We start from the raw sequence: 19293 nt of genomic DNA, 5'->3' as shown, positions 1-19293 counted from the left end.
AGTGCGCTCCGGTGCACTCCGGTGTACTTCGGAGCGCGCTTCGTGTGGCATGCCGGGAAAGCGATGAAATGTCATAGGACGTGCGTCACTTCGGGACGTAAGTCCCCTAATCCTCCTGTCGAAAGGCCCGAAGTGTGGTGTCTACTGGGATCTGATCCGTGCCCCGCCCGTCCTGGAGGCCCGTATGCACCCCTCCGTTGCGCTTCTGCAGCAGATCGGCTTCGCCGTCCTGCTCGTCGCCCTCGTCGTCTGGGTCGCCGGCCTGCTCAGACTGATGCGGCGGGAGCGGGACGAGGCGCCGGCCGGGGGTGGCGCCAAGGAGCTGCTGGATTCCGTGCCGCGCCAGACCGGCCCGGCCGGGCCGCCGTCGGAGAGCGTGCAGCTGAGCGAGGCGGAGCGGGAGGCGTTCGCCGGTCTCGTACGGCAGTTGACGAGCCGCAGCTGACGCACGTCCGCTGACGTGCGGCAGGCGAGCGCGCGAATACCGGCGGCACGGTGTGTGCTCGGCCCGGGGCCCGACGGCCGGGCCCCAGCGGGATTCAGCGCACCGGCCCGAGTTTGAGCAGGGCCAGCGCGGCCAGCATCTGCACCGACACCGCGGCCGCCGCCTTCCTGGTCGGCAGATGGTGCTGCCCCCGGATGAGGAGTACGGCGAGGACGTAGCCGAACCCCCAGGTCGTCCAGGTCGCCGCCTGCACGAACGTGGTGCCGGCCGGCAGGAGTGCGGCGAGCGCGAGACGCGGCAGGTCCGTGACCCAGAACAGCACGATGAACAGGCTCGCGGTCGGCGCGAAGCGGCCGTTGCCGCCGAGCGTGCGGGCGATGGCATGGGTCACGGCGCCCAGGGCGAAGCTCGCCGCCAGCACGCCCGCCTCGGCGAGCCCGGCGAGCTGCAACGCCATCGTGCGGTTGGCGGACCACTGTTGACGGAACGCCTCCACCGTCAACACCCCTATGCCGCCGCTGATCAAGCACATCAGCACCGCCGCGCTCCACGCGCTGCGGTCCCGTGCCTCGTCCATGACCTCCACCGGCCGGTACCAGAGCCCGAGGATCAGCCGGTGCCACCACAGGCGGCGGCGCGGAGCGGGCTTGCGGGGGGCGGGCTGGACAAGCGTGGGCGGAGGCGGAGGTACGGACATACGGCCGTTCTACCACCGGCGAATTCAGGACGATGCGGGGGCGTCGGGGCGGGGTACGAAGGCCCTGGGTGAGACGCTCGGCCGGTGACTGTTGAGACACCCGAGCACGACGAGGCGCACGGCGGCGGGCTCGGCAGCCGCCTCAACTGGCTGCGGGCCGCCGTCCTCGGCGCCAATGACGGCGTGGTCTCCACGGCCGGCCTCGTCGTCGGTGTCGCCGGCGCCACCGACGCGCGCAGCGCCCTGCTGACGGCGGGGCTGGCCGGGCTGCTGGCCGGTTCGATGTCGATGGCCGCGGGCGAGTATGTGTCCGTCTCCACCCAGCGCGACTCCGAAAAGGCGGCGCTGGCCCAGGAGAAGCGCGAGCTCGCCCGCGAACCCCAGGCCGAACTCGTGGAGTTGACCGGACTCCTGGAGGACAAGGGGCTGAGCCAGGAGCTGGCCCGCGAAGTCGCGGAGCAGCTCACCGAGAAGGACGCACTGCGTGCGCACGCCGAGGTCGAGCTGGGCATCGACCCCGATGAACTCACCAACCCCTGGCACGCGGCCGGCGCCAGCTTCCTCGCCTTCACCGCAGGTGCGCTGCTGCCGCTGCTGGCCATCGTGCTGCCGCCCGTGGCGCTGCGGCTGCCGGTCACCGTCGCCGCGGTGCTCGCCGCGCTCGCCCTGTGCGGCTGGACCAGCGCCCGGCTGGGCGCGGCGCCGGTGGCCCGGGCCGTGGTGCGCAACGTGGCCGGGGGCGCGCTGGCGATGGCGGTGACGTACGGGGCGGGTGCGCTGCTGGGGGCTGCGGGGGTCTGACGGGGCAGTCATGAGCCCGGAGGCTGCCAGTGGTGCGTCGGCTCACCCGGACACGGCGTCAGCAGCCCGCGCGCGGCGGCGCGCTGCCCGTCAGTCGCCGTAGAGCTCCCGGTAGGAGGGGAACAGCCCGCCGGGACCGTCCACCGTCTCCGCCGCGATGGCGGCCTTGACCACCGCGCGCGTCACCGCGTCCGCCCCCGCGGCCAGGATCTCGTTCAGGGCGCCGGCCTGCGCGTGGACCCCGAACGCCGGATCGGCGAGGACCTCGTCGGGGGCCAGGGGGCGGGTGCCCGTGGACAGGGCGAAGACCGTGTCGCCGTCGGAGAGCAGATGGACCGGGCGGACGGCGCGGGCCAGGCCGTCGTGCGCGGTTCCGGCGAGCTTGTGTGCCTGGGCGCGGGTGAGGGCGGCGTCCGTGGCGACGACCGCGAGCGTGGTGTTGAGGGGCGGCCGGACCGAGGCCGCGGAGCGGTCCTGCGAGATCCGCACGGCCTCGGCCAGCCGGCGCCGGGCGGTGGCGTGCACCGAGGCGGCCGGGAAGGCCGCGGGACCCTCGGCCTGCCGGCCGTAGAGGGCGCCGGTCCGCGGATCGGCGAATGAGCCCGCCGCGTTGACGGCGGCGAGGGCGGCGACGGTGGCACCCGACGGCAGCACCACACTCGCCGTCCCGATACCGCCCTTGAGTCCGCCGGCCACCGCGCCCGTTCCCGCGCCCGTGTTGCCCTGCGCCACCACAGCGCCCGGGGAACTGGCCGCGGCGGCGTCCGCCGCCGCACGGCCCAGCGCGGCGTCCGGGCGGGCCCGCCAGTCGCCGCCGCGCCCCAGGTCGAACAGGGCGGCGGCCGGGACCACCGGCACGACCTGGGCGGGATCCGGCCCGACGCGGAAGCCCCGGCCCTGCTCCTCCAGCCAGCGGGCCACCCCCGAGGCGGCGTCCAGGCCGAAGGCGCTGCCGCCGGTCAGCACGATCGCTTCGACGTGCTGCACGAGATTGCGCGGATCCAGCGCATCTGTCTCGCGGGTTCCGGGGCCGCCCCCGCGGACGTCGACGGCCGCGATCGCACCGCCCTCGGGGGCGAGGACGACGGTGGTGCCGGTCAGGTGTCCGCCGCCGATCCGCTGGGCGTGGCCCACCCGGATGCCGGCGACATCGGTCAAGGCGTCGAGCGGGCCCGGAGGGCGGGGCGCGTCCGCCGTCCGGTCCTCCTGCTCGCTCCGCTCGTCGTGTGCGTTCCGTCCGTCCGGTCCCCGCTCCGCGTCCGCCATGACCCATGCGTACCACGCGGCCGTGCGGCCCGACGGGCGGTCAGTGGCCCGCCGGACCCATCACGATGACCGGGTGCAGGGCCGGGTCGAGGGTGCGCAGGAGTTCCCGCATGGCCCCCGGCTTGAGGGACACACACCCCTGGGTGGGTCCGTCGTGGTCGACGTGCAGCCAGACGCCGCCGCCCTTCCCCGGGCCCTGCGGGCGCTGCTGGTCCAGCGGGGACGTGCCGGCGACACGGTTGTAGTTGATGGCGATGACGTAATCGAACGCGCCGGCCAGCGGCTCGCCCTCCACACCGGTGCCGCTGGCGACGAAGCTCCCATTGCGGTCGTAGGGCAGCTTGGTGCCCTCCGGCGGGGCAAGTCGGCCGCCCGCGTCGGTGAGCGTGTAGACGCCCTCGGGGGAGCGCAGGTCGCCGTAGCGGTGATCGTCGGTCCAGCCGCGGGCCGCGTTGTGCGCGGGCCAGGAGGGGCCCGGCCGCCAGTCGCCGGAACGCTGCGCGCGGGTGTAGAGGACGACACGGGAGTCGTAGGAGTCGTTGCTCTTGCCCGTGACGATCAGTGCCTGACGGGAGTTGGCCGGTATCTGCTTCCGGGTGGCTTCGCTGAGGCCGGGGATCGACCGGGGGGCCGGGGCGGCGTTCGGCGCGGTCCGCGGGGAGGCGGGAGTCTCCGGGCCGGCGGCGCTCTTGGGGGTGCCGTTCCTGGCGTCCGTCAGGCTGTCGTGGTCGTCGCCCGAGGCCGGCCAGGCCCACAGGGCGGTGCCGACGAGTGTGGTGAGGGCGAATGAACTGACGGCTTTGCTGCGCCGGGACAGCCTTCTGCGCGCGCGGGACTGAGCGTGGCGGGCGGCCATGGCGGGCGTCTCCTCAGGTGCGGACGGGTGGACGGCCCGTGTTCCCGTGGGGGACACGCCGGGCATAAAAAGGGCAATATGCACCCTACCGTGTCTCCGTGAAGGCGCACGCGGTGCAGGGGGTCAAGGGTGAGGGGTGAGGGGGTGACGTCCCCGGAAGTGTGGCTTTTTGACGGGTAATTGATGGGTGGACGGGTGATCGGGTGAGGGGATGGCCGCGCTGTCCTGGGGTGGAAAGATGGCCGGGAATGGGGGCAACTGCGTCTGGAATTACAAGAGTTGCAGCCATCGCGGATCGGGTCGGTGGGTGGCCCGGGAGGTGGGGTGTGAAGCGGATGGGGGACCTGTCCGGCGGACGGGTGTATGGCAGCGGCCAGGGGCCGCGGACGGCCGTTCGGCACGCTAACGGGGGAACTCCCACCGGAGGCCGTGACCGACTCGGGTGACCGGGGCCGTGCCGTTACTGCTCCACCAGGGCGGTGCCCTGCCGGGCCGTCAGAGTGGCGCCGACGGCTACGGTGACGGAGGCCACCAGGCCGGCCGCCAGGACCGCCCAGTGCCCGGCGAAGGTGCAGGCGAGGATCAGCACCGAGGACACCGGCAGGACCAGCTGCTGGGCGGTGCCGCGCTTCTGGTGCCGGGAGTGGATCAGCCACACCGTGAACAGGAACAGGGCGGCGGGCACCGTGACGCAGGCGGACGCGGCGAGGACCGACAGATGCGCCGCCCCGCTCGACTCCTCGACCGCGATCTCGATCCCCGCGCCGACCGCGGCCGCCGAGCCGTACACGGCGTAGTGGCCGTAGCCCCACACGAACGCCTGGCGGTTGGAGCGCAGGTGGAGGTGGATGGGCACAGCGAAGTAGATCCAGTACGCGGCGAAGACCAGCAGGAGGCCGCCGCCCGCGATGGGCAGCAGGGTGCCCAGCTCGTCGTTCTCGTCCAGGGCGGTCTGTACGGCGACGGTGGCCGCCGCGATCGTCTCGCCGAGCACGATGATGGTGAACAGGCCGTAGCGCTCGGAGATGTGATGCGGATGCCAGGTCGTCTGGCGCTCCCGCTCGGCCAGGGTCGGCACCGACAGCTCCGCCAGAGCCATGATCAGAAAGGCCCAGGGCGCGGCGGCGGACGGCAGGAACAGCAGCGTCAGCCACCCGACCTGGCAGAGCGACACGCCCAGCGCGTAGCGCAGCGCGGTGCGCCGCTCGGCACCCTCCGCGCCGTACGCGGCCCGCAGCCACTGGGTGACCATCGCCAGCCGCATCACCAGGTAGCCGAGCCAGGTCACCAGGAAGTCGCTGTCGTCGAAGGCGCGCGGCACGCCCGCGGCCAGGATCAGCACGCCCGCCATCTGTACGAGGGTCACCACGCGGTAGAGCGCGTCGTCGGTGTCGTACGCCGAGGAGAACCAGGAGAAGTTCATCCAGGCCCACCAGATGGCGAAGAAGAGCATCAGGTAGGCGGTGATGCCGTGCCCCGGGTGGCCTTCGGCCAGGCCGTGCACCAGCTGCCGGCCGGCCTGGGCGATGGCGACGACGAAGCACAGGTCGAAGAAGAGCTCCAGCGGGGTGGCGGAGCGGTGCGCCTCGTGGCGGCTGCGCGCCCGCATGGAGACCGGCATGTCAGCTCCTGTCGTCCGGTGTCACAACGCCGTCGCCGGTCAGCCCGTGATCCGCATCAGCGCGATCCGGTCGCCCTCGACGGTGAAGGCGAAGTCGGACGGACCGTTGAAGCCCTTCCCGCCGACCTGGGTGCTGACCGTTGTGGTGGGCCCCTGCGACCGTGCGCCGGTCACCTCCAAGGTCACCTGCTTGCCGATGAACTCGGCGTCGCTCCAGCCGCGGATCGCGGCGGGGCCGCGGAACTCCCGCCCCCAGTCGTCCACCGCGCCGTGCTCGGCGAACGCGGCGAGGAAGCCGTCGGTGTCGCCGTCGTTGGCGGCCCGCAGGGCGCGCTCGACGGGGGCCGGGAGGGGCGGGCCGGACGCGCTGGTCATGGCGGCTCCTTGCACTGCTCGTGGTCCTCGGACGGACCGGGCCCCTCAGTACAGCGCGGGTGGGCGACACCTCCTACGAGGGGCGCGGGGGAAGCGGCGTGTCGTGTCGCCGGAAGAGGCCCGGCCGGGTGAAGCCGGTCGCGCGGACCGCCGCCCGGGGGCGGCCCGCTCCGTGGTCGAATGCGCGTATGAGCGACAGCGACCACACTCTCCCCGCTTCCGTCCTGGCCCCGCTCGATGCCCGCCTCGCGGACCTCGTGGCGCTCTACGAAGACCTGCACCGCCATCCGGAGCTCGGCTTCCACGAGACCCGCACCGCCGCCGAGGCGGCCCGCCGGCTGACCGAGTGCGGCTACGAGGTCACCACCGGCATCGGCGGCACGGGTGTCACCGGCGTACTGCGCAACGGCCCGGGACCCGTCGTCCTGCTGCGCGCCGACATGGACGCACTGCCCGTCACCGAGCGCACCGGCCTGCCGTACGCCTCCACGGCCGAGGGCCGGATGCACGCCTGCGGCCACGACGTCCATGTCACCTGCCTGCTGGGTGCCGCCGATCTGCTGGCGGCCGGCCGGGAGCAGTGGTCCGGCACCCTGATCGCGCTCTTCCAGCCGGCCGAGGAGGTCGGCAACGGGGCGCGCGCCATGCTCGACGACGGCCTCTACAGCAAGCAGCTGGTGCCCGTCCCCGACGTGGTGCTCGCCCAGCACGTCGCCCCCTTCGGCGCCGGGTTGATCGCGTACTGCCCCGGTGCCTGCATGGCCGCCGCCGACAGTCTGGAGATCACCTTCCACGGCAGCGGCGGGCACGGCTCGCGGCCGGAGACCACCGTCGACCCGATCGTGATGGCGGCGTCGTTCGTGCAGCGGGTGCAGTCCGTGGTGGCCCGGGAGGTCGCGCCCAAGGACCAGGCCGTGGTCACCGTCGGCTCCTTCCACGCCGGGGACAGCGCGAACGTCATCCCGGACCTGGCCGTCGTCCGGCTCAGTGTGCGCAGCTTCGACGAGACGGTGCGGTCGAGGGTCCTGGCCGCCATCGACCGCATCGCGCGTGCCGAGGCCGCGGCCTCCGGCGCGGAGCGGGCACCGGAGACGGAGATCCTGGACTCCTTCCCCGTCACCGTCAACGACCCGGTCACGCTGCGGAAGGTCAACGAGACCTTCACCGGCCTCTTCGGGGAGCAGCGGCTGTTCGCCTACGACCCGGCGTCCGGCAGCGAGGACGTCGGACTGCTGGCGACGGCCGCCGAGGCGCCCCTCTACTACTGGTGGCTCGGCGGCTGGGACCCGGAGGAGTTCCGCACGGCACTGGCGGCGGGACGCCTGGCCCAGGACATCCCCTCCAACCATTCGCCGCGCTTCGTGCCGGTCGTCCGGCCGACCCTGACCATGGGCGTGCAGGCGCTGACGACGGCGGCGCTCAGCCGGCTGGACCCGGCGCGGGACTGACGAACCGGCACGCCCGAGCGGCGCCGGCGGACGGCTTGACCTTGTCCTTGGGGGAAGCCCCAGCATCGGCCGGGCCGGGCGACGCGCCCGGTACGAGGAGGGCGGACAGGTGGACGGCAACGGGCAGGGCGGCAGCGAACGGCGAGGCGAGCACGCAGGGCTGCTGACCATCGGAGCCTTCGCACGCGCGTCCCGGCTCTCGCCGAAGGCACTGCGCCTCTACGACGAGCTCGGTCTGCTGGCGCCGGCCCGCGTCGACCCGTTCACCGGCTACCGCCACTACGCCCCGGCCCAGCTGGAGCGTGCCCGGCTGGTCGCCTGGCTGCGCCGGCTCGGCATGCCGCTGGCCCGCATTGGCGAGGTGTGCGAGCGGGCACCGGGCCCGGCGGCCGAACTGGTCGCCGCGTACTGGGCGCAGGTCGAGGCCGACACCGCGGCCCGCCGCGACCTGGCCGCCTTCCTCGTCGACCAGCTGTCCAGGAAGGACACCGCCATGACCGAACCTCACACCCCCGTGACGATGCGCAGCGCCGCTCTGACCGACCGGGGCCTGGTCCGTCCGGCCAACCAGGACGCGGCCCACGCGGGACCGCGGCTGCTCGCCGTGGCCGACGGCTACGGCGAGGGCGGGGGCCGGGCCGCGACTGCCGCCCTTCAGGAACTCCGACCCCTGGAAGGACGGGATCTGACGGCCACGGACCTGCTCACCGCCCTGGAGGAAGCGGCCCACCGGGCGCACCGAGCCGCCCCCTCGGAGGACGCGGCGACGGGCAGCACCCTGACGGCGCTGCTGCGCTCCGGCTCCCAACTGGCGCTGCTGCACGTCGGGGACTCCCGTGCGTACGTCCTGCGGGCTTCCGGGCTGGTGCGGCTCAGCCACGACCACAGCCTGGTGCAGTCGCTAATCGACGAGGGCCGGCTCACCCCTGAGGAGGCGCCGTCGCATCCGCAGCGCGCCCTGCTGCTGCGCTCGCTGCACGGCGGCGCGGAGTTCACGCCCGACCTGGAGCTGCTGGACGCCCGGCCGGGCGAGCGCTATCTGCTGTGCACCGACGGGCTGTCGGCGGTGGTACCGGCCGAGGAGATACGGCGGACGCTGAGCGCGGCGGCCGATCCGGAGGAGGCCGTCCGGGACCTCGTCGCGCTCGCCCACGCGGCCGGGGCGCCGGACAACATCGGGTGCGTGGTGGCGGACATCGTCGCGGTGGACTGAGAAGGGGGACCGGGACGCCCCGGGGGCGGAGCCGGGCGACCGGCCCCGGCCCCCGGTGGCCTCAGGCGCGGCCCTTGAGCATGCCGTTGAAGTAGAGCCGCGGCAGCCCGTAGCGCTTGAGGAACCACATGTCGGTACGTTCGCGGGTGGTGTCGAGGAGCGGGATCGACGGAGCGGGCCGCAGGTCGTAGTCGAACTCGGCGAGCAGCATCTTGTGCCGGGCGGTGACCAGGGGGCAGGAGGTGTAGCCGTCGTAGCGGGCGGCCGCCGGGCGTCCGCGGAGTCCGGCGAGCAGGTTGGCGACGACGACCGGGGCCTGCTTGCGGATCGCCGCACCGGTCTTGGAGGTGGGCAGATTGGCGACGTCGCCGAGCACGAACACCTGCGGGAAGTCCGGGTGCTGGAGGGTCTCCCGGTCGGCCTTGACGTATCCGTAGGGGGACTCGGGGTCGGCGAGCGGGCCGTCGGCGAGCCATTCGGGGGCACGCTGGGGTGGTACGGCGTGCAGCAGGTCGTAGCGGAGGGTCTCGGTCGAGCCGTCCGTGTGGTCGGTGATCACCGCCTCGCGGGCCGCGCCGTCGAGGTGGGTCAGCTCCGACCGCAGCCGCACCTCGATGCCGTACCGCCGGGCGGTCTCCTCCAGTGCCCGGGAGAAGACCGGCACCTTGAAAAGGACGGGCTCCGGGATCACCAGGACGGTGCGGATGGCGTCCAGAACGCCGCGCTTGCGCCAGTAATCGGCTGCCAGATAGGCGATCTTCTGCGGGGCGCCACCGCATTTCACCGGCCCGGACGGCATGGTGAACACCGCCGTGCCGCGCCGCATCCGCCGGATCATCTCCCAGGTGAGCGGGGCGAGATCGGCCCGGTAGTTGCTGGTCACGCCGCCGTGCCCGAGGGCTTTCGCCAGGCCGGGCACGCCGTCCCAGTCGAGCTGGAGTCCGGGCGCCAGGACCAGGCGCCCGTAGGACAGGACCCGGCCGGACGCGGTGGTGACGGTGCGGGCGACCGGATCGACGGCGGCGGCACGCTCGCGCAGCCAGCGCACGCCGGGCGGTATGACGTCCGCCTCGGTGCGCAGCGCGGCCCGCAGCGGGGCCTGGCCGCCGCCGACGAGGGTCCACAGCGGCTGGTACCAGTGTGTCTCGGACGGCTCGAGCAGGGTGATCTCCCGGATGCCGGCCCGGCGTAACCGGGCGGCGACCGTGATGCCCGCTGTGCCACCTCCGACGATGAGGACCTGGTGGTGGGGCGGGGTGGCGGTGGCGGGCGTCATGCGAACCTCCTGGGCGGATGGGCGGGTGGGGGATGAGGCGGGTGCGCCGGTGTCAGAGACGTGGGACGGCGGTGGCCGCCAGGGCGACGGCGAGGACGGCGACCAGCGAGGCGAAGGCGGTGCTCAGCACCTGCGACGGCAGACGGGCGGCGAGCCGGTTGCCGGCGTAGCTGCCGATCGCCGTGCAGGCCGCGACGCCGGCCAGCAGCGGCCAGTCCAGGACGCCGCTGCCCGCCCGAGTGGCCAGCGCGGTCGCGGAGTTGACGACGATGACGAGCAGGGACGTGCCGACGGCCAGGGGCATCTCCATGCCCAGCACCAGCGTCAGGGCGGGCACGACGACAAAACCGCCCCCGACGCCGAAGAAGCCGGTGAGCAGGCCGACGGCGGAGGCGGTCGCGGTGACACGCACGGGACGGGAGCGGAGGGAGACTGCGCCCCCGGTGAGCGGCGGGAGAGGCGCCTGGACCACGCCTCCGCGCGCCGCTTGAGCGGCCCGCCGCTCCCGCAGGCCCCGTAACAGCAGAGCCACCGCCACCGCGCACATCAATCCCGCGAACGCCGCCATCAGGACGGCCGGTTGCACCGCCGCGCTCCAGCGCGAGCCGAGGTAGGTGCCGGCGGTGCCCAGCGTGCCGAAGGCCGCGCCGGTCGCCCAGCGGACCCGGCCCGCGGCCGCGTGGCAGGCCAGACCGGTGACCGCGCCGACCGCGACCACCACCAGGGCGCCGGCGGTCGCGGAGTGCGGCGACTGGCCCGCCACATACACCAGGGCTGGCACGGCGAGGATCGAACCGCCCCCGCCGAGGGCCCCCAGCAGCAGACCGATCAACAGTCCGCACGGGAGCGCCGTGACGGCTATGAGGACGGACACGAGGCCCGCGGGGCGAGGGCGACGGACCGGCTGTCACCGGACCACTCGGCGACGAACGTGAACCGGTCCCCGCGCACCACCGTCTCGCGCCACTCCACCGGCCGTTCACCGGCCCGGCCCAGCCGTTCGATGGCGAACGCCGCCTCCCGGTCGGCCAGGCCCAGCAGCCATGCCTGCCGGATGTCGGGCAGGAACGGCTGGATGCGCTCCCGGCCGCCGCTGACCTTCACCCCGCACCGCCGCGACAGTTCGCCGTAGAGCGAGGTGTGCCCGAAGTCGGCGTCCAGCAGCGGCTCGGCGAGGGCGGCGGGCAGATAGGCGGTGTCGTGGGCGAGCGGCTCGCCGTCCGCCAGCCGCAGGCGCTCCAGCACGATCAGGGGTGCGTCGGGGACCAGCCCCAGCTGCTCCGCGATCGTCCCGTCGGCGGTCCGCTCCAGCCGCAGCACCTCGCTGCGCTGGTCCACCCCCTGGCCCTCCAACTCCCGGAAGAGACTGTAGAGCGAGCCCAGGGGCTGCTGGATGCGCCGGGTGTCCAGCCGGCTGGCGCGGCCGCGCTCGGCGATGACCAGACCGTCGTCGCGCAGTTTGCGCAGCGCCTCGCGGACGGTGTGCCTGCTGACCTCGTACTCGTCGGTCAGCCGGTGCTCGGCCGGGAACTCCTCGGTGAACGCGCCGGCATCCATGCGGCGGCGCAGGTCGGCGAAGAGCTGGGCCCACAGGGGCAGCGGTGAGCGGCGGTCCAGTGGCCGGGGGCCGTGGGCGCCCTCCGGCGGCTCGGTCGTCATGTCGTCCTCCGGGAGCAGGTGGCGCTGTCCACTACGAGCAGGCGCCGGGTCGAAGTGGCGTGCACGCACGTGGGTTGGCGCCGAGCGGGCTTGTCGTCGCCCACTCGCCTCCTTAATGTACGTACATCCGTGCATCCGCACAACGCACCGTTTCCGTCGGCGCCCGTAGGACTCGCGCGGGTCGCCGCGTCCCTGGAGGCCGACCGTGTATTTCGCGCAGTACTACCTCGACTGCCTCTCCCAGGCGTCGTATCTGATCGGGGACGAGAGCACCGGACGGGCCGTTCTCGTCGACCCGCGCCGCGACATCGACGACTATCTGAGCGACGCGGAGGCGGCCGGTCTGCGCATCGAACTCGTCATCGAGACGCACATTCACGCCGACTTCCTCTCCGGGCACCTCGAACTGGCCCGCGCGACCGGCGCCACCATCGCCTTCGGGGAGGCCGCGGCGACAGGCTTCCCGATACGGCGGTTACGCGACGGCGAATGCCTCGACCTCGGAACCGGCGCCGTCGGCGCCGCGGTCGCGGGGACGGATCCGGCTGCCGGGGGCGGGGGCGTGACCCTCACCGTGCTGGCGACCCCCGGGCACACCCCGGAGTCCATCTGCCTGGTGGTACGCGAACACGCCGCGGACGAGGTGCCGTTCGGTGTGCTGACCGGTGACACCCTCTTCGTCGGCGACGTCGGCCGCCCCGACCTGCTCTCGGCCGCAGGACACAGCCCGCACGACATGGCCCTCCGGCTCCGCCGTTCCCTGCACACCAAACTCCTCACCCTCCCGGACGCGACCCGGGTCTTTCCCGCGCACGGCTCCGGCTCGGCCTGCGGCCGCAACCTCTCCACCGAGACCAGCTCCACCATCGGCGACCAGCGCCGCCTCAACTACGCGTTGCAGCCGATGCCCGAGGACGAGTTCGTCCGCCTGGTCACCGCGGGCCAGCCCGCCACACCGGGCTACTTCGCCCATGACTCGGCCCTCAACCGTGACGGCCACCCTCTGCTGGAGCCCACGCCGTTGGCCGCCCTCACCCTGGAAGAGGCGCTGACGGCCCGGGACGAGCACGGCGCCGCGCTCCTCGACTGCCGCCCCCTGGACGTCTACACCCGGGCCCATCTCACCGGCTCCCTGCACACGAGCCTGGACACCCGCTTCGCGGAGTACGCCGGCAGCGTCGTGGCACCGGGGACGCCGATCGTGCTGCTCGCCGACGCGGGCACGGAGGACGAAGCACGCCTCCGCCTCGCCCGGATCGGCTACGACCGTGTCCTCGGGTACATCCCCGACCCGGCCGGGGCCCTGGCCCGCGAGCCCGCCCTGACCTCCGTGAGCCACCGCATCGGCATGGACGAACTTCCCGACTCATGCGCTCAGTTGATCGATGTGCGCAACCCGTCCGAGTTCGGCGCGGGAGCCCTTCCCGGTGCGCGCAACCTCCCCCTGGCCACGCTCTGCGACCACCTCACGCAGCTGGACAGGCGCCGCCCCGTCGTCCTGTACTGCCGCAGCGGGAACCGGTCGGTGATCGCGGCGGCGCTGCTGGAGGCCCGTGGGTTCGCCGATGTGTGTGATGTGGCGGGGGGCTACGAGGCGTTGGGGGCGCGCGTGGGGTGACGGGCCACAGGCCGTCGCCGTCCGGCACGCCACCTCCCGCCTCGACCTGTGCAAAAAAGGTGGCGGCCGGGGGAATGGGAGTGCCGGAGGGCGGGCAGGAAGGCGCGGGGCGCCGCGGTATGCGGCACGGGCCCGTACAGCGGACGTTCAGCGATCGTTGATCGCCGCTCTCCATGCTGAGCGCATGTTGCGCAGTGTGATCTCAGAGCACGCAGGAAACGCCCGGGAGGCTCACGACCCGCAGGCGTCGCGGATCGCCCTCACCTGGTCCGGGGAGCCGGGCCGTATGGAGGAGCTGACACACGGCATGCTCCTCGATCAGGCCGAGCGGGCCGCCGCCGCGCTCACCCGGCTCGGGGTGCGGGCCGGCGACCGGGTGGCGGTGCATCTGCCGCTGGTGCCCGAATCGGTGATCGCCACGCTCGCCTGCGGCCGGCTGGACGCGATACGCACCACGCTGCCGGTCTCGCTGACCGTGACCGAACTGGCCGCCCGCACCCGTGACTGCGACGCCCGGGTGGTGATCACCGCGGACGCCGCGTTCTGGGACGGCGCGATACGGCCGGTGAAGCCGCTGCTCGACCATGCGCTGGCCCGTGGCGGGGCCGGCCGGGGGCGGACGGTCCTGGTGGTGAACCGTTGTGCGCGGCCGGTGTCCTGGACTCCCGGCCGCGACCGGTGGTGGCACGAGGCCCTCGCCGCGCAGTGAGCGCCGCGGCGAGGCGCCCTCAGGGGAGCGCCGCGGCAGTGCGCCATCTTGCCGCCGCGACCAGCGAGGCGGTGAAGGGATGCGTGGGCGCCGTCAGTACCCGCGCGGCCGGCCCGGCCTCGACCACCTCGCCGCCGTCGAGCACCGCGATCCGGTCCGCAAGCGCCGCCGCGGTGTCCAGATCGTGCGTGATCAGCACCAGACCGGTCCCGGTGCGCTCCCGCAGCAGCTCGCCGAGCAGCTCGACGATGCCCCGGCGGCTCGCCGCGTCCAGACCCGACGTGATCTCGTCGCACACCAGCACCCGGGGGCGCGCCAGCAACGCCCGGGCAAGTGCCGCACGTTGCAGCTCGCCGCCCGACAGCCGGCCGGGCGGCCGCTCGACCAGCTCCGCCGACAATCCGACCCGCGTGAACGCCGCCCGTGCCTCCTCCCGCGCCCTCGCTCCGGGCACGCCCCGCAGCCGTACCGCCGTCCGCGCGGTCTGTGCCAGCACCGTCCGGTGCTCGTCGAAGGCGGCCCGCGCGTCCTGGAAGACGTACTGCAGCGCGGCGATCCGGTCCGCCGACCGGTCCCGCACACTGTGCGGCAGGGGCTCCCCGTCCAGGGTGACCGCACCGTCCCAGTCGCGGTGCAGCCCGGCGACACAACGACCGAGCGTCGTCTTGCCGCTGCCGGACCGGCCGACGACCGCCAGGCAGGACCCCGGCGCGACGTCGAGCGATACGTCCCGCAGTGCCACCACGGAGCCACGGCGTGCCGACCGGTCCGCCGGGGGCGCGTCCGACCTGCTGCCCGAGCGGCCCCGGTAGCGGGCGGCGGCGATGCGCAGCTGAAGCCCGGGAGCGGGTGCGTCGCCCTTCTCGGTGCCCTGGCCGCCAGGCCCGGGTTCGCCCCGTCCGGGAGCCCGGTGCTCCGGTATCTCCGGCCCGGTGGCGAGGAGTTCGCGGGTCCACGGGTGTTCCGGCGCCAGGAGGATCCGTCCCGCAGGCCCGGACTCCACCACGCGTCCCTGGCGCAGCACCACCACCTCATCGGCCAGGGCGCGGACCACGTCCAGGTCATGGCTGAGGAGCACCAAGGCGATGCCCTGGCGCACCATCCGCTCCAGCTCCGCCACGATGCGGCGTTTGGTCAGCGCGTCCTGGCCCGTCGTCGGCTCGTCCGCGACGATCACCCGGGCGCCCAGCAGCAGCGCCTGTGCGAGCACCACCCGCTGCTGCTGGCCACCGGAGAGCTGGTGCGGAAAGCGGCGCAACAGGGCCTCTCCGGCGTCCCCTTCGGGCAACTGGGCCAGGGCGAGGGACTCCAGTACACGCGCTCGGGCGGCGGAGCGCCGCTGCCGGAGCGGGAGTCCGGGGAGCCCGCTTCGCGCGATGTCGTACAACAGCGCACCGACCCGGCGGGCAGGGTTGAGGACCGCGGCCGGATGCTGGGGTACGTACCCGACCGGCCCGCCACCGGCGACCCGCACCTCGCCGTCCACCCGCGCGCCGGGCGGGTACTCGCCCAGCAGGGCGAGGCCCGTGGTGGTCTTGCCGCTGCCGGATGCGCCGACCAGCGCGGTGACCGTGCCTGCCCGCGCGGTCAGCGACACGCCGTCGACGATCCGCCGTCCTTCGACTTCGATCCGCAGCCCGGACACGGCCGCTGCGGGGTCGTCCGGGCTGTCGCCGGGGTCCGTCTGCGCGGTCACCTGGCCGATCCCTTCGTCGTACGGGGAGAACGGGAAACACGAGAAAAGTGGCGAGCGGGGGCGGCGGCGCCGGAGCGGGGGCCGCCCCGAGGGAGCCGTGGCGCGGAACGCTCCGCGAGGGCGGTGTCGCCTAGGAGGTTGGTGCCCATCGACAGGGCCACGATCAGCAGGGCCGGCACCACCACCGCCCATGGCTGGACGAACAGGCCCGTGCGGTTGCGGTCGACCATCACTGCCCAGTCCGCGGCGTCCGGATCGACGCCGACGCCCAGGAAGGCGGCGGTGGCGACGAGGTAGAGCACCCCGGTCATCCGTACGCCCGCGTCGGCGGCCAGGGTCCGCAGACAGGAACGGGCCACGTAGCCGACGGCGATCCGCCACCAGCTCTCGCCCTGCAGCCGCAGGGCCTCCACCGCCGGGCGGGCGGCGGCCTCCGCCGCCGCGGCCCGCACCAAGCGGGCCGCGTCCGGCACATTGATCAGGGCCACCAGCAATGCCAGCCCCGCAGCGCCCGGTGCGAACACCGTTGCCACCAGCAGCACCATCAGCAGCGACGGCACCGCGAGCAGCACATCCAGCGGCCGCATCAGCAGTTCCTCCAGCCACGCCCGGTGGGTGAGTGCGGCGCTGAAGGCGAGGGGCAGCGCGATCACGTACGCCGCGACGGTCGCCGCGAGCGCGATGACCACCACGGACCGGCCGCCGAGCAGCAGCTGACGCCAGACGTCCTGGCCCGCGAAGTCGGTGCCCAGCGGATGCCCGCCGCCGGTCGTGAACGATGCCCCGCGAGGGCCGGGCAGCCCGGCCGTCACGGGGCCGAGCAGCGCGAGGAGCAGTGGCACCGCCAGCAGGACCGCCCCGAGAGCGAACCGGGCGGGGGAGCGGGAGTGCAGCCTCGAAGGCGAAGCGGCACGAAGGTGACGGCGACTCACGCGGCCACCCCCGTACGCGGCGCCAGGCGGTGCGTGACCAGATCGGCACCGAGGTTGAGGACGACGGTGACCAGGCCGAACACCACCGCGAGGCCCTGCACCACCGGCAGGTCCCGGGCCGATACCGCGTCCAGCAGGACCGTGCCGAGGCCGGGGATGACGAACAGCGCCTCGACGACGATGACGCCGCCCAGCAGCCAGTCGACGGTCCGCGCAAGCTGCTGGGCCGCGGGGGCCACGGCGTTGGGCAGGGCGTGCGCCCAGCGGATCCGGCCGGGACCGATGCCGTACCGGCGTGCCTGGGCCGCGTACGGCGAGGCGAGCGCGTCGACCATGCCGGCCCGGACGAGCCGGCTGATCGAGCACACGGGGCGGGCCAGCAGCACCGCCACCGGGAGCACCAGCGCCGCCGGGTGGGCGAGCAGATCGCCGCCGTAGCCGACGGCCGTCGGCGGCAGCCAGTCGAGCCGCAGCGCGAAGACGAACACCAGCAGCACACCGAAGGCGAACTCGGGGACGGCGTACACCCCGAGGGTCACCGCGCTGATGATTCGGTCGACACGCCCGTCCTCGCGCCGCGCGGCCAGCACGCCGAGGCCGACCCCGACGGGCACCAGCAGGACGACGGTGAGCGTCGCGAGCAGCAGGGTCGGCCCCAGGCCGTCGGCCAGATACCCGGTCACCGGGCGGCCGGTGACAAGGGAATGGCCGAAGTCGCCGCGCAGCAGCGCCCCGGCCCAGTGCGCAAGCCGCTCGGATGCCGGCCGGTCCAGCTGCATCGTCGATCGGATCGCGGCGATACGCTCCGGGTCCGGCTGGTCCCCGGCGAGCGCGACCGCGGCGTCGCCCGGCAGCGCCTCGGTGAGCGCGAAGACCAGCAGGACGACGGCCGCCGTCTGGCCGGCGCCCAGCAGCAGCCGCCGCGCCACGAAGGACCGCAGGCCGCTCATGCCAGCCAGACCTTGTCGAAGCGGGCCCAGTCCAGGGAGTTGGCGGGTGCCTGCCGCGCGACGCCCCGGACGTTGGTGGCCGTCCCGACGAGCCAGTCCGCGAATCCCCACACCAGGAAGCCGCCCTCGGCGTGCAGCCGGCGCTGCATCCGCCCGTACAGCGCGGTCCGCTCCGCGCGGTCGGCGGTGGACTGCGCCTGCCGGTAGAGCGCGTCGAAGTCCTTGTGGTGCCACCGGGTGGCGTTGGTGGTGGAGCCGGTCAGCAGCCGCTGGGAGATGTGCATCTCGATGGGCATGGCTCCGGAGCGGTAGGAGCAGAGCGTGCCGGAGTCGAGGATGTCGCTCCAGTAGCTGTCGGCGTTGCGGTTGCGCACCGTCACCCGCACCCCGGCCTTCGCGGCCTGGTCGCGGAAGATGCCGGCCGCCTCGGTGAATCCGGCCGCGACGTCCGACGTGTCGAAGGTGACCCGCAGGTCCTCCGCGCCGGCCGCCTTGAGGAGGTGGCGGGCGCGGTCCAGGTCCTGCTCGCGCTGCGGCAGCCCGTCCGCGTAGTAGGCGTAGCCCTTGCCGAAGAGGTCGTTGCCGATCTCGCCGGCGCCGGACAGCGCACCGCGCACCAGCTCCGCGCGGTCGGCGATCAGGAAGAACGCCGCACGCACCCGCTTGTCGTCGAACGGCGGCCGGTCGGTCTTCATCGCGAACGCCTGCATCGCGCTGTTCCGCAACCGGATGATCCGCACCTGGCCGCCTCGCTCATGGGCGCGCGCCGTGGCCGGGCTCAGCTCGTGGGCGTACTCGATCTGTCCGCCGAGCAGCGCGTTGATCCGTGCGGACTCCTCGCCCGCGGCCACCAACTCCAGCTCGTCGAGGTGGGGGGCGCCGTCCCAGTAGTCCTCGAAGCGGCGCAGCACGGTACGCCTGCCGGGGGAGAAGGAGACGAAGCGGAACGGCCCGGAGCCGACCGGCTCGGTGAAGGAGTCGCTGCCCTCCGGCACGATGTACGCGCCGAACGCGGCCAGGATGTCCGGGAATTCGGCGGTGGGGCGCTTCAGCCGGAACTCCACGGTGGTCCGGTCGACGGCCCGGCTCGCCGCGAGGTCGATCGGCTCCAGGTCGGCCTTGGAGCGGAACGCCTTCTCGGGGTCGGCGATGCGGCGGTAGCTGAACAGCACATCGGCGGCGGTGACCGGCCGTCCGTCGTGGAACGTGGCCTTGCGCAGGGTCACCGTCCAGCGGTCCAGTGTCTTGTTCGGCTCCCACTTCGTGGCGAGCCGGGGCCGCGGTGCCAGGTCCGCGCCGAAGTCGGCGAGCTTGTCGAAGAGGGCCTTGGCGCGGGCGGCGTCGGAGAACAGACTCGCCAGATGGGGATCGAGGGTCTCGTTGGCGCCACCACCGGCGAACGCGGCCCGCAGCCTGCCACCTCGCCGCGGCGGCCCTTCGTCGCCTCCGGATCCGTCGCCGGAGTCCCCGCCCGAGCCGCAGCCGGCGAGTGCCAGGGCGCCGAAGGCGGCGGCGCCCGACGCCCCGGCCAGGAAACCGCGACGGCGCAGGGCGGCCCACGAGCTCACGGCACGCGCCCCGGCAGGACCGGTGTTGTCAGTCATGTGGGTGGTGTCGGGCCGGGCGTCGGCATCGGGCTTACGGGACGGCGGATCGTTTCTCATGGCGGCAACTCCTGTGAGCGGAAAGGAAGCTGGGGCCGGGCGCCGGGTGTGCGGGCGCTCGGTGGGT

Annotated in this window: 18 protein-coding genes; 6 read left to right on the top strand and 12 right to left on the bottom strand. The window is 73.8% G+C overall.

Going from position 1 to position 19293, the window contains the following annotated elements; translation table 11 throughout:
- Positions 1 to 184 precede the first annotated feature (184 nt).
- Positions 185 to 445, top strand: a complete 261-nt coding sequence (locus tag ACGFZW_RS09850; protein ID WP_393892551.1) for a hypothetical protein — start codon at positions 185 to 187, stop codon at positions 443 to 445.
- Positions 446 to 539: 94 nt separating this feature from the next.
- Here the strand turns inward: ACGFZW_RS09850 and ACGFZW_RS09845 are convergent, their stop codons facing one another.
- Complete coding sequence (locus ACGFZW_RS09845) at positions 540 to 1142, bottom strand: YIP1 family protein (RefSeq protein ID WP_393892550.1); 603 nt, start codon at positions 1140 to 1142, stop codon at positions 540 to 542.
- An 84-nt stretch (positions 1143 to 1226) separates the two neighbouring features.
- On the opposite strand from ACGFZW_RS09845, the gene ACGFZW_RS09840 reads away from it, so the two are divergent.
- Positions 1227 to 1943 carry a VIT family protein gene (locus ACGFZW_RS09840; protein WP_393892549.1) on the top strand — a complete coding sequence of 239 codons (717 nt, stop codon included), beginning with the start codon at positions 1227 to 1229 and terminating at the stop codon, positions 1941 to 1943.
- A 90-nt stretch (positions 1944 to 2033) separates the two neighbouring features.
- On the opposite strand, the gene ACGFZW_RS09835 is transcribed toward ACGFZW_RS09840, so the two are convergent.
- The 4 genes from ACGFZW_RS09835 to ACGFZW_RS09820 all read right to left on the bottom strand — a co-directional run bounded on the left by ACGFZW_RS09835 (position 2034) and on the right by ACGFZW_RS09820 (position 6061).
- Complete coding sequence (locus ACGFZW_RS09835; RefSeq protein WP_393892548.1) at positions 2034 to 3209, bottom strand: P1 family peptidase; 1176 nt, start codon at positions 3207 to 3209, stop codon at positions 2034 to 2036.
- Between the two features lie 40 nt (positions 3210 to 3249).
- Positions 3250 to 4065, bottom strand: coding sequence for a L,D-transpeptidase family protein (locus tag ACGFZW_RS09830; protein WP_393892547.1), 816 nt, complete (start codon positions 4063 to 4065; stop codon positions 3250 to 3252).
- 460 nt (positions 4066 to 4525) lie between these two features.
- On the bottom strand, positions 4526 to 5686 hold the full coding sequence (locus tag ACGFZW_RS09825) for a low temperature requirement protein A (protein WP_393892546.1): 1161 nt from the start codon (positions 5684 to 5686) through the stop codon (positions 4526 to 4528).
- Positions 5687 to 5725: 39 nt separating this feature from the next.
- Positions 5726 to 6061 carry a nuclear transport factor 2 family protein gene (locus tag ACGFZW_RS09820; RefSeq protein ID WP_393892545.1) on the bottom strand — a complete coding sequence of 112 codons (336 nt, stop codon included), beginning with the start codon at positions 6059 to 6061 and terminating at the stop codon, positions 5726 to 5728.
- 188 nt (positions 6062 to 6249) lie between these two features.
- On the opposite strand from ACGFZW_RS09820, the gene ACGFZW_RS09815 reads away from it, so the two are divergent.
- Positions 6250 to 7509 carry an amidohydrolase gene (locus tag ACGFZW_RS09815; RefSeq protein ID WP_393892544.1) on the top strand — a complete coding sequence of 420 codons (1260 nt, stop codon included), beginning with the start codon at positions 6250 to 6252 and terminating at the stop codon, positions 7507 to 7509.
- Positions 7510 to 7618: 109 nt separating this feature from the next.
- On the top strand, positions 7619 to 8722 hold the full coding sequence (locus tag ACGFZW_RS09810; RefSeq protein WP_393892543.1) for a MerR family transcriptional regulator: 1104 nt from the start codon (positions 7619 to 7621) through the stop codon (positions 8720 to 8722).
- A gap of 61 nt (positions 8723 to 8783) precedes the next feature.
- Here ACGFZW_RS09810 and ACGFZW_RS09805 read toward each other — a convergent pair whose 3' ends face one another.
- From ACGFZW_RS09805 to ACGFZW_RS09795, 3 genes are read right to left on the bottom strand one after another with little or no spacing between them, the layout of a single operon-like run.
- Positions 8784 to 9998, bottom strand: coding sequence for an FAD-dependent oxidoreductase (locus ACGFZW_RS09805; protein WP_393892542.1), 1215 nt, complete (start codon positions 9996 to 9998; stop codon positions 8784 to 8786).
- Between the two features lie 52 nt (positions 9999 to 10050).
- Complete coding sequence (locus ACGFZW_RS09800) at positions 10051 to 10872, bottom strand: sulfite exporter TauE/SafE family protein (RefSeq protein WP_393892541.1); 822 nt, start codon at positions 10870 to 10872, stop codon at positions 10051 to 10053.
- Positions 10857 to 11657: a GntR family transcriptional regulator gene (locus ACGFZW_RS09795; protein ID WP_393892540.1), complete on the bottom strand. Its 801-nt coding sequence runs from the start codon at positions 11655 to 11657 to the stop codon at positions 10857 to 10859. Before ACGFZW_RS09795 ends, ACGFZW_RS09800 begins: the two co-directional genes overlap by 16 nt.
- A 205-nt stretch (positions 11658 to 11862) precedes the next feature.
- On the opposite strand from ACGFZW_RS09795, the gene ACGFZW_RS09790 reads away from it, so the two are divergent.
- Positions 11863 to 13275 carry a rhodanese-like domain-containing protein gene (locus tag ACGFZW_RS09790; protein WP_393892539.1) on the top strand — a complete coding sequence of 471 codons (1413 nt, stop codon included), beginning with the start codon at positions 11863 to 11865 and terminating at the stop codon, positions 13273 to 13275.
- Positions 13276 to 13471: 196 nt separating this feature from the next.
- A complete protein-coding gene (locus tag ACGFZW_RS09785) occupies positions 13472 to 13984 on the top strand; it encodes an AMP-binding protein (protein WP_393892538.1) in 513 nt (170 codons plus the stop codon).
- Between the two features lie 19 nt (positions 13985 to 14003).
- On the opposite strand, the gene ACGFZW_RS09780 is transcribed toward ACGFZW_RS09785, so the two are convergent.
- From ACGFZW_RS09780 to ACGFZW_RS09765, 4 genes are read right to left on the bottom strand one after another with little or no spacing between them, the layout of a single operon-like run.
- The gene (locus ACGFZW_RS09780) at positions 14004 to 15680 is read right to left on the bottom strand and encodes an ABC transporter ATP-binding protein (protein ID WP_393892537.1); all 1677 of its coding nucleotides are present in this window, start codon (positions 15678 to 15680) and stop codon (positions 14004 to 14006) included.
- Positions 15677 to 16612: an ABC transporter permease gene (locus ACGFZW_RS09775; protein ID WP_393892536.1), complete on the bottom strand. Its 936-nt coding sequence runs from the start codon at positions 16610 to 16612 to the stop codon at positions 15677 to 15679. Before ACGFZW_RS09775 ends, ACGFZW_RS09780 begins: the two co-directional genes overlap by 4 nt.
- Positions 16609 to 17562, bottom strand: a complete 954-nt coding sequence (locus ACGFZW_RS09770) for an ABC transporter permease (protein ID WP_393892535.1) — start codon at positions 17560 to 17562, stop codon at positions 16609 to 16611. Before ACGFZW_RS09770 ends, ACGFZW_RS09775 begins: the two co-directional genes overlap by 4 nt.
- The gene (locus ACGFZW_RS09765) at positions 17559 to 19166 is read right to left on the bottom strand and encodes an ABC transporter substrate-binding protein (RefSeq protein WP_393892832.1); all 1608 of its coding nucleotides are present in this window, start codon (positions 19164 to 19166) and stop codon (positions 17559 to 17561) included. The genes ACGFZW_RS09770 and ACGFZW_RS09765 overlap by 4 nt, the downstream gene beginning before the upstream one ends.
- Positions 19167 to 19293: the final 127 nt, after the last annotated feature.

The sequence above is a fragment of the Streptomyces sp. NPDC048248 genome, from assembly GCF_043201875.1.
GTDB lineage: Bacteria > Actinomycetota > Actinomycetes > Streptomycetales > Streptomycetaceae > Streptomyces.
This window is presented reverse-complemented; position numbering and strand designations above follow the sequence as displayed.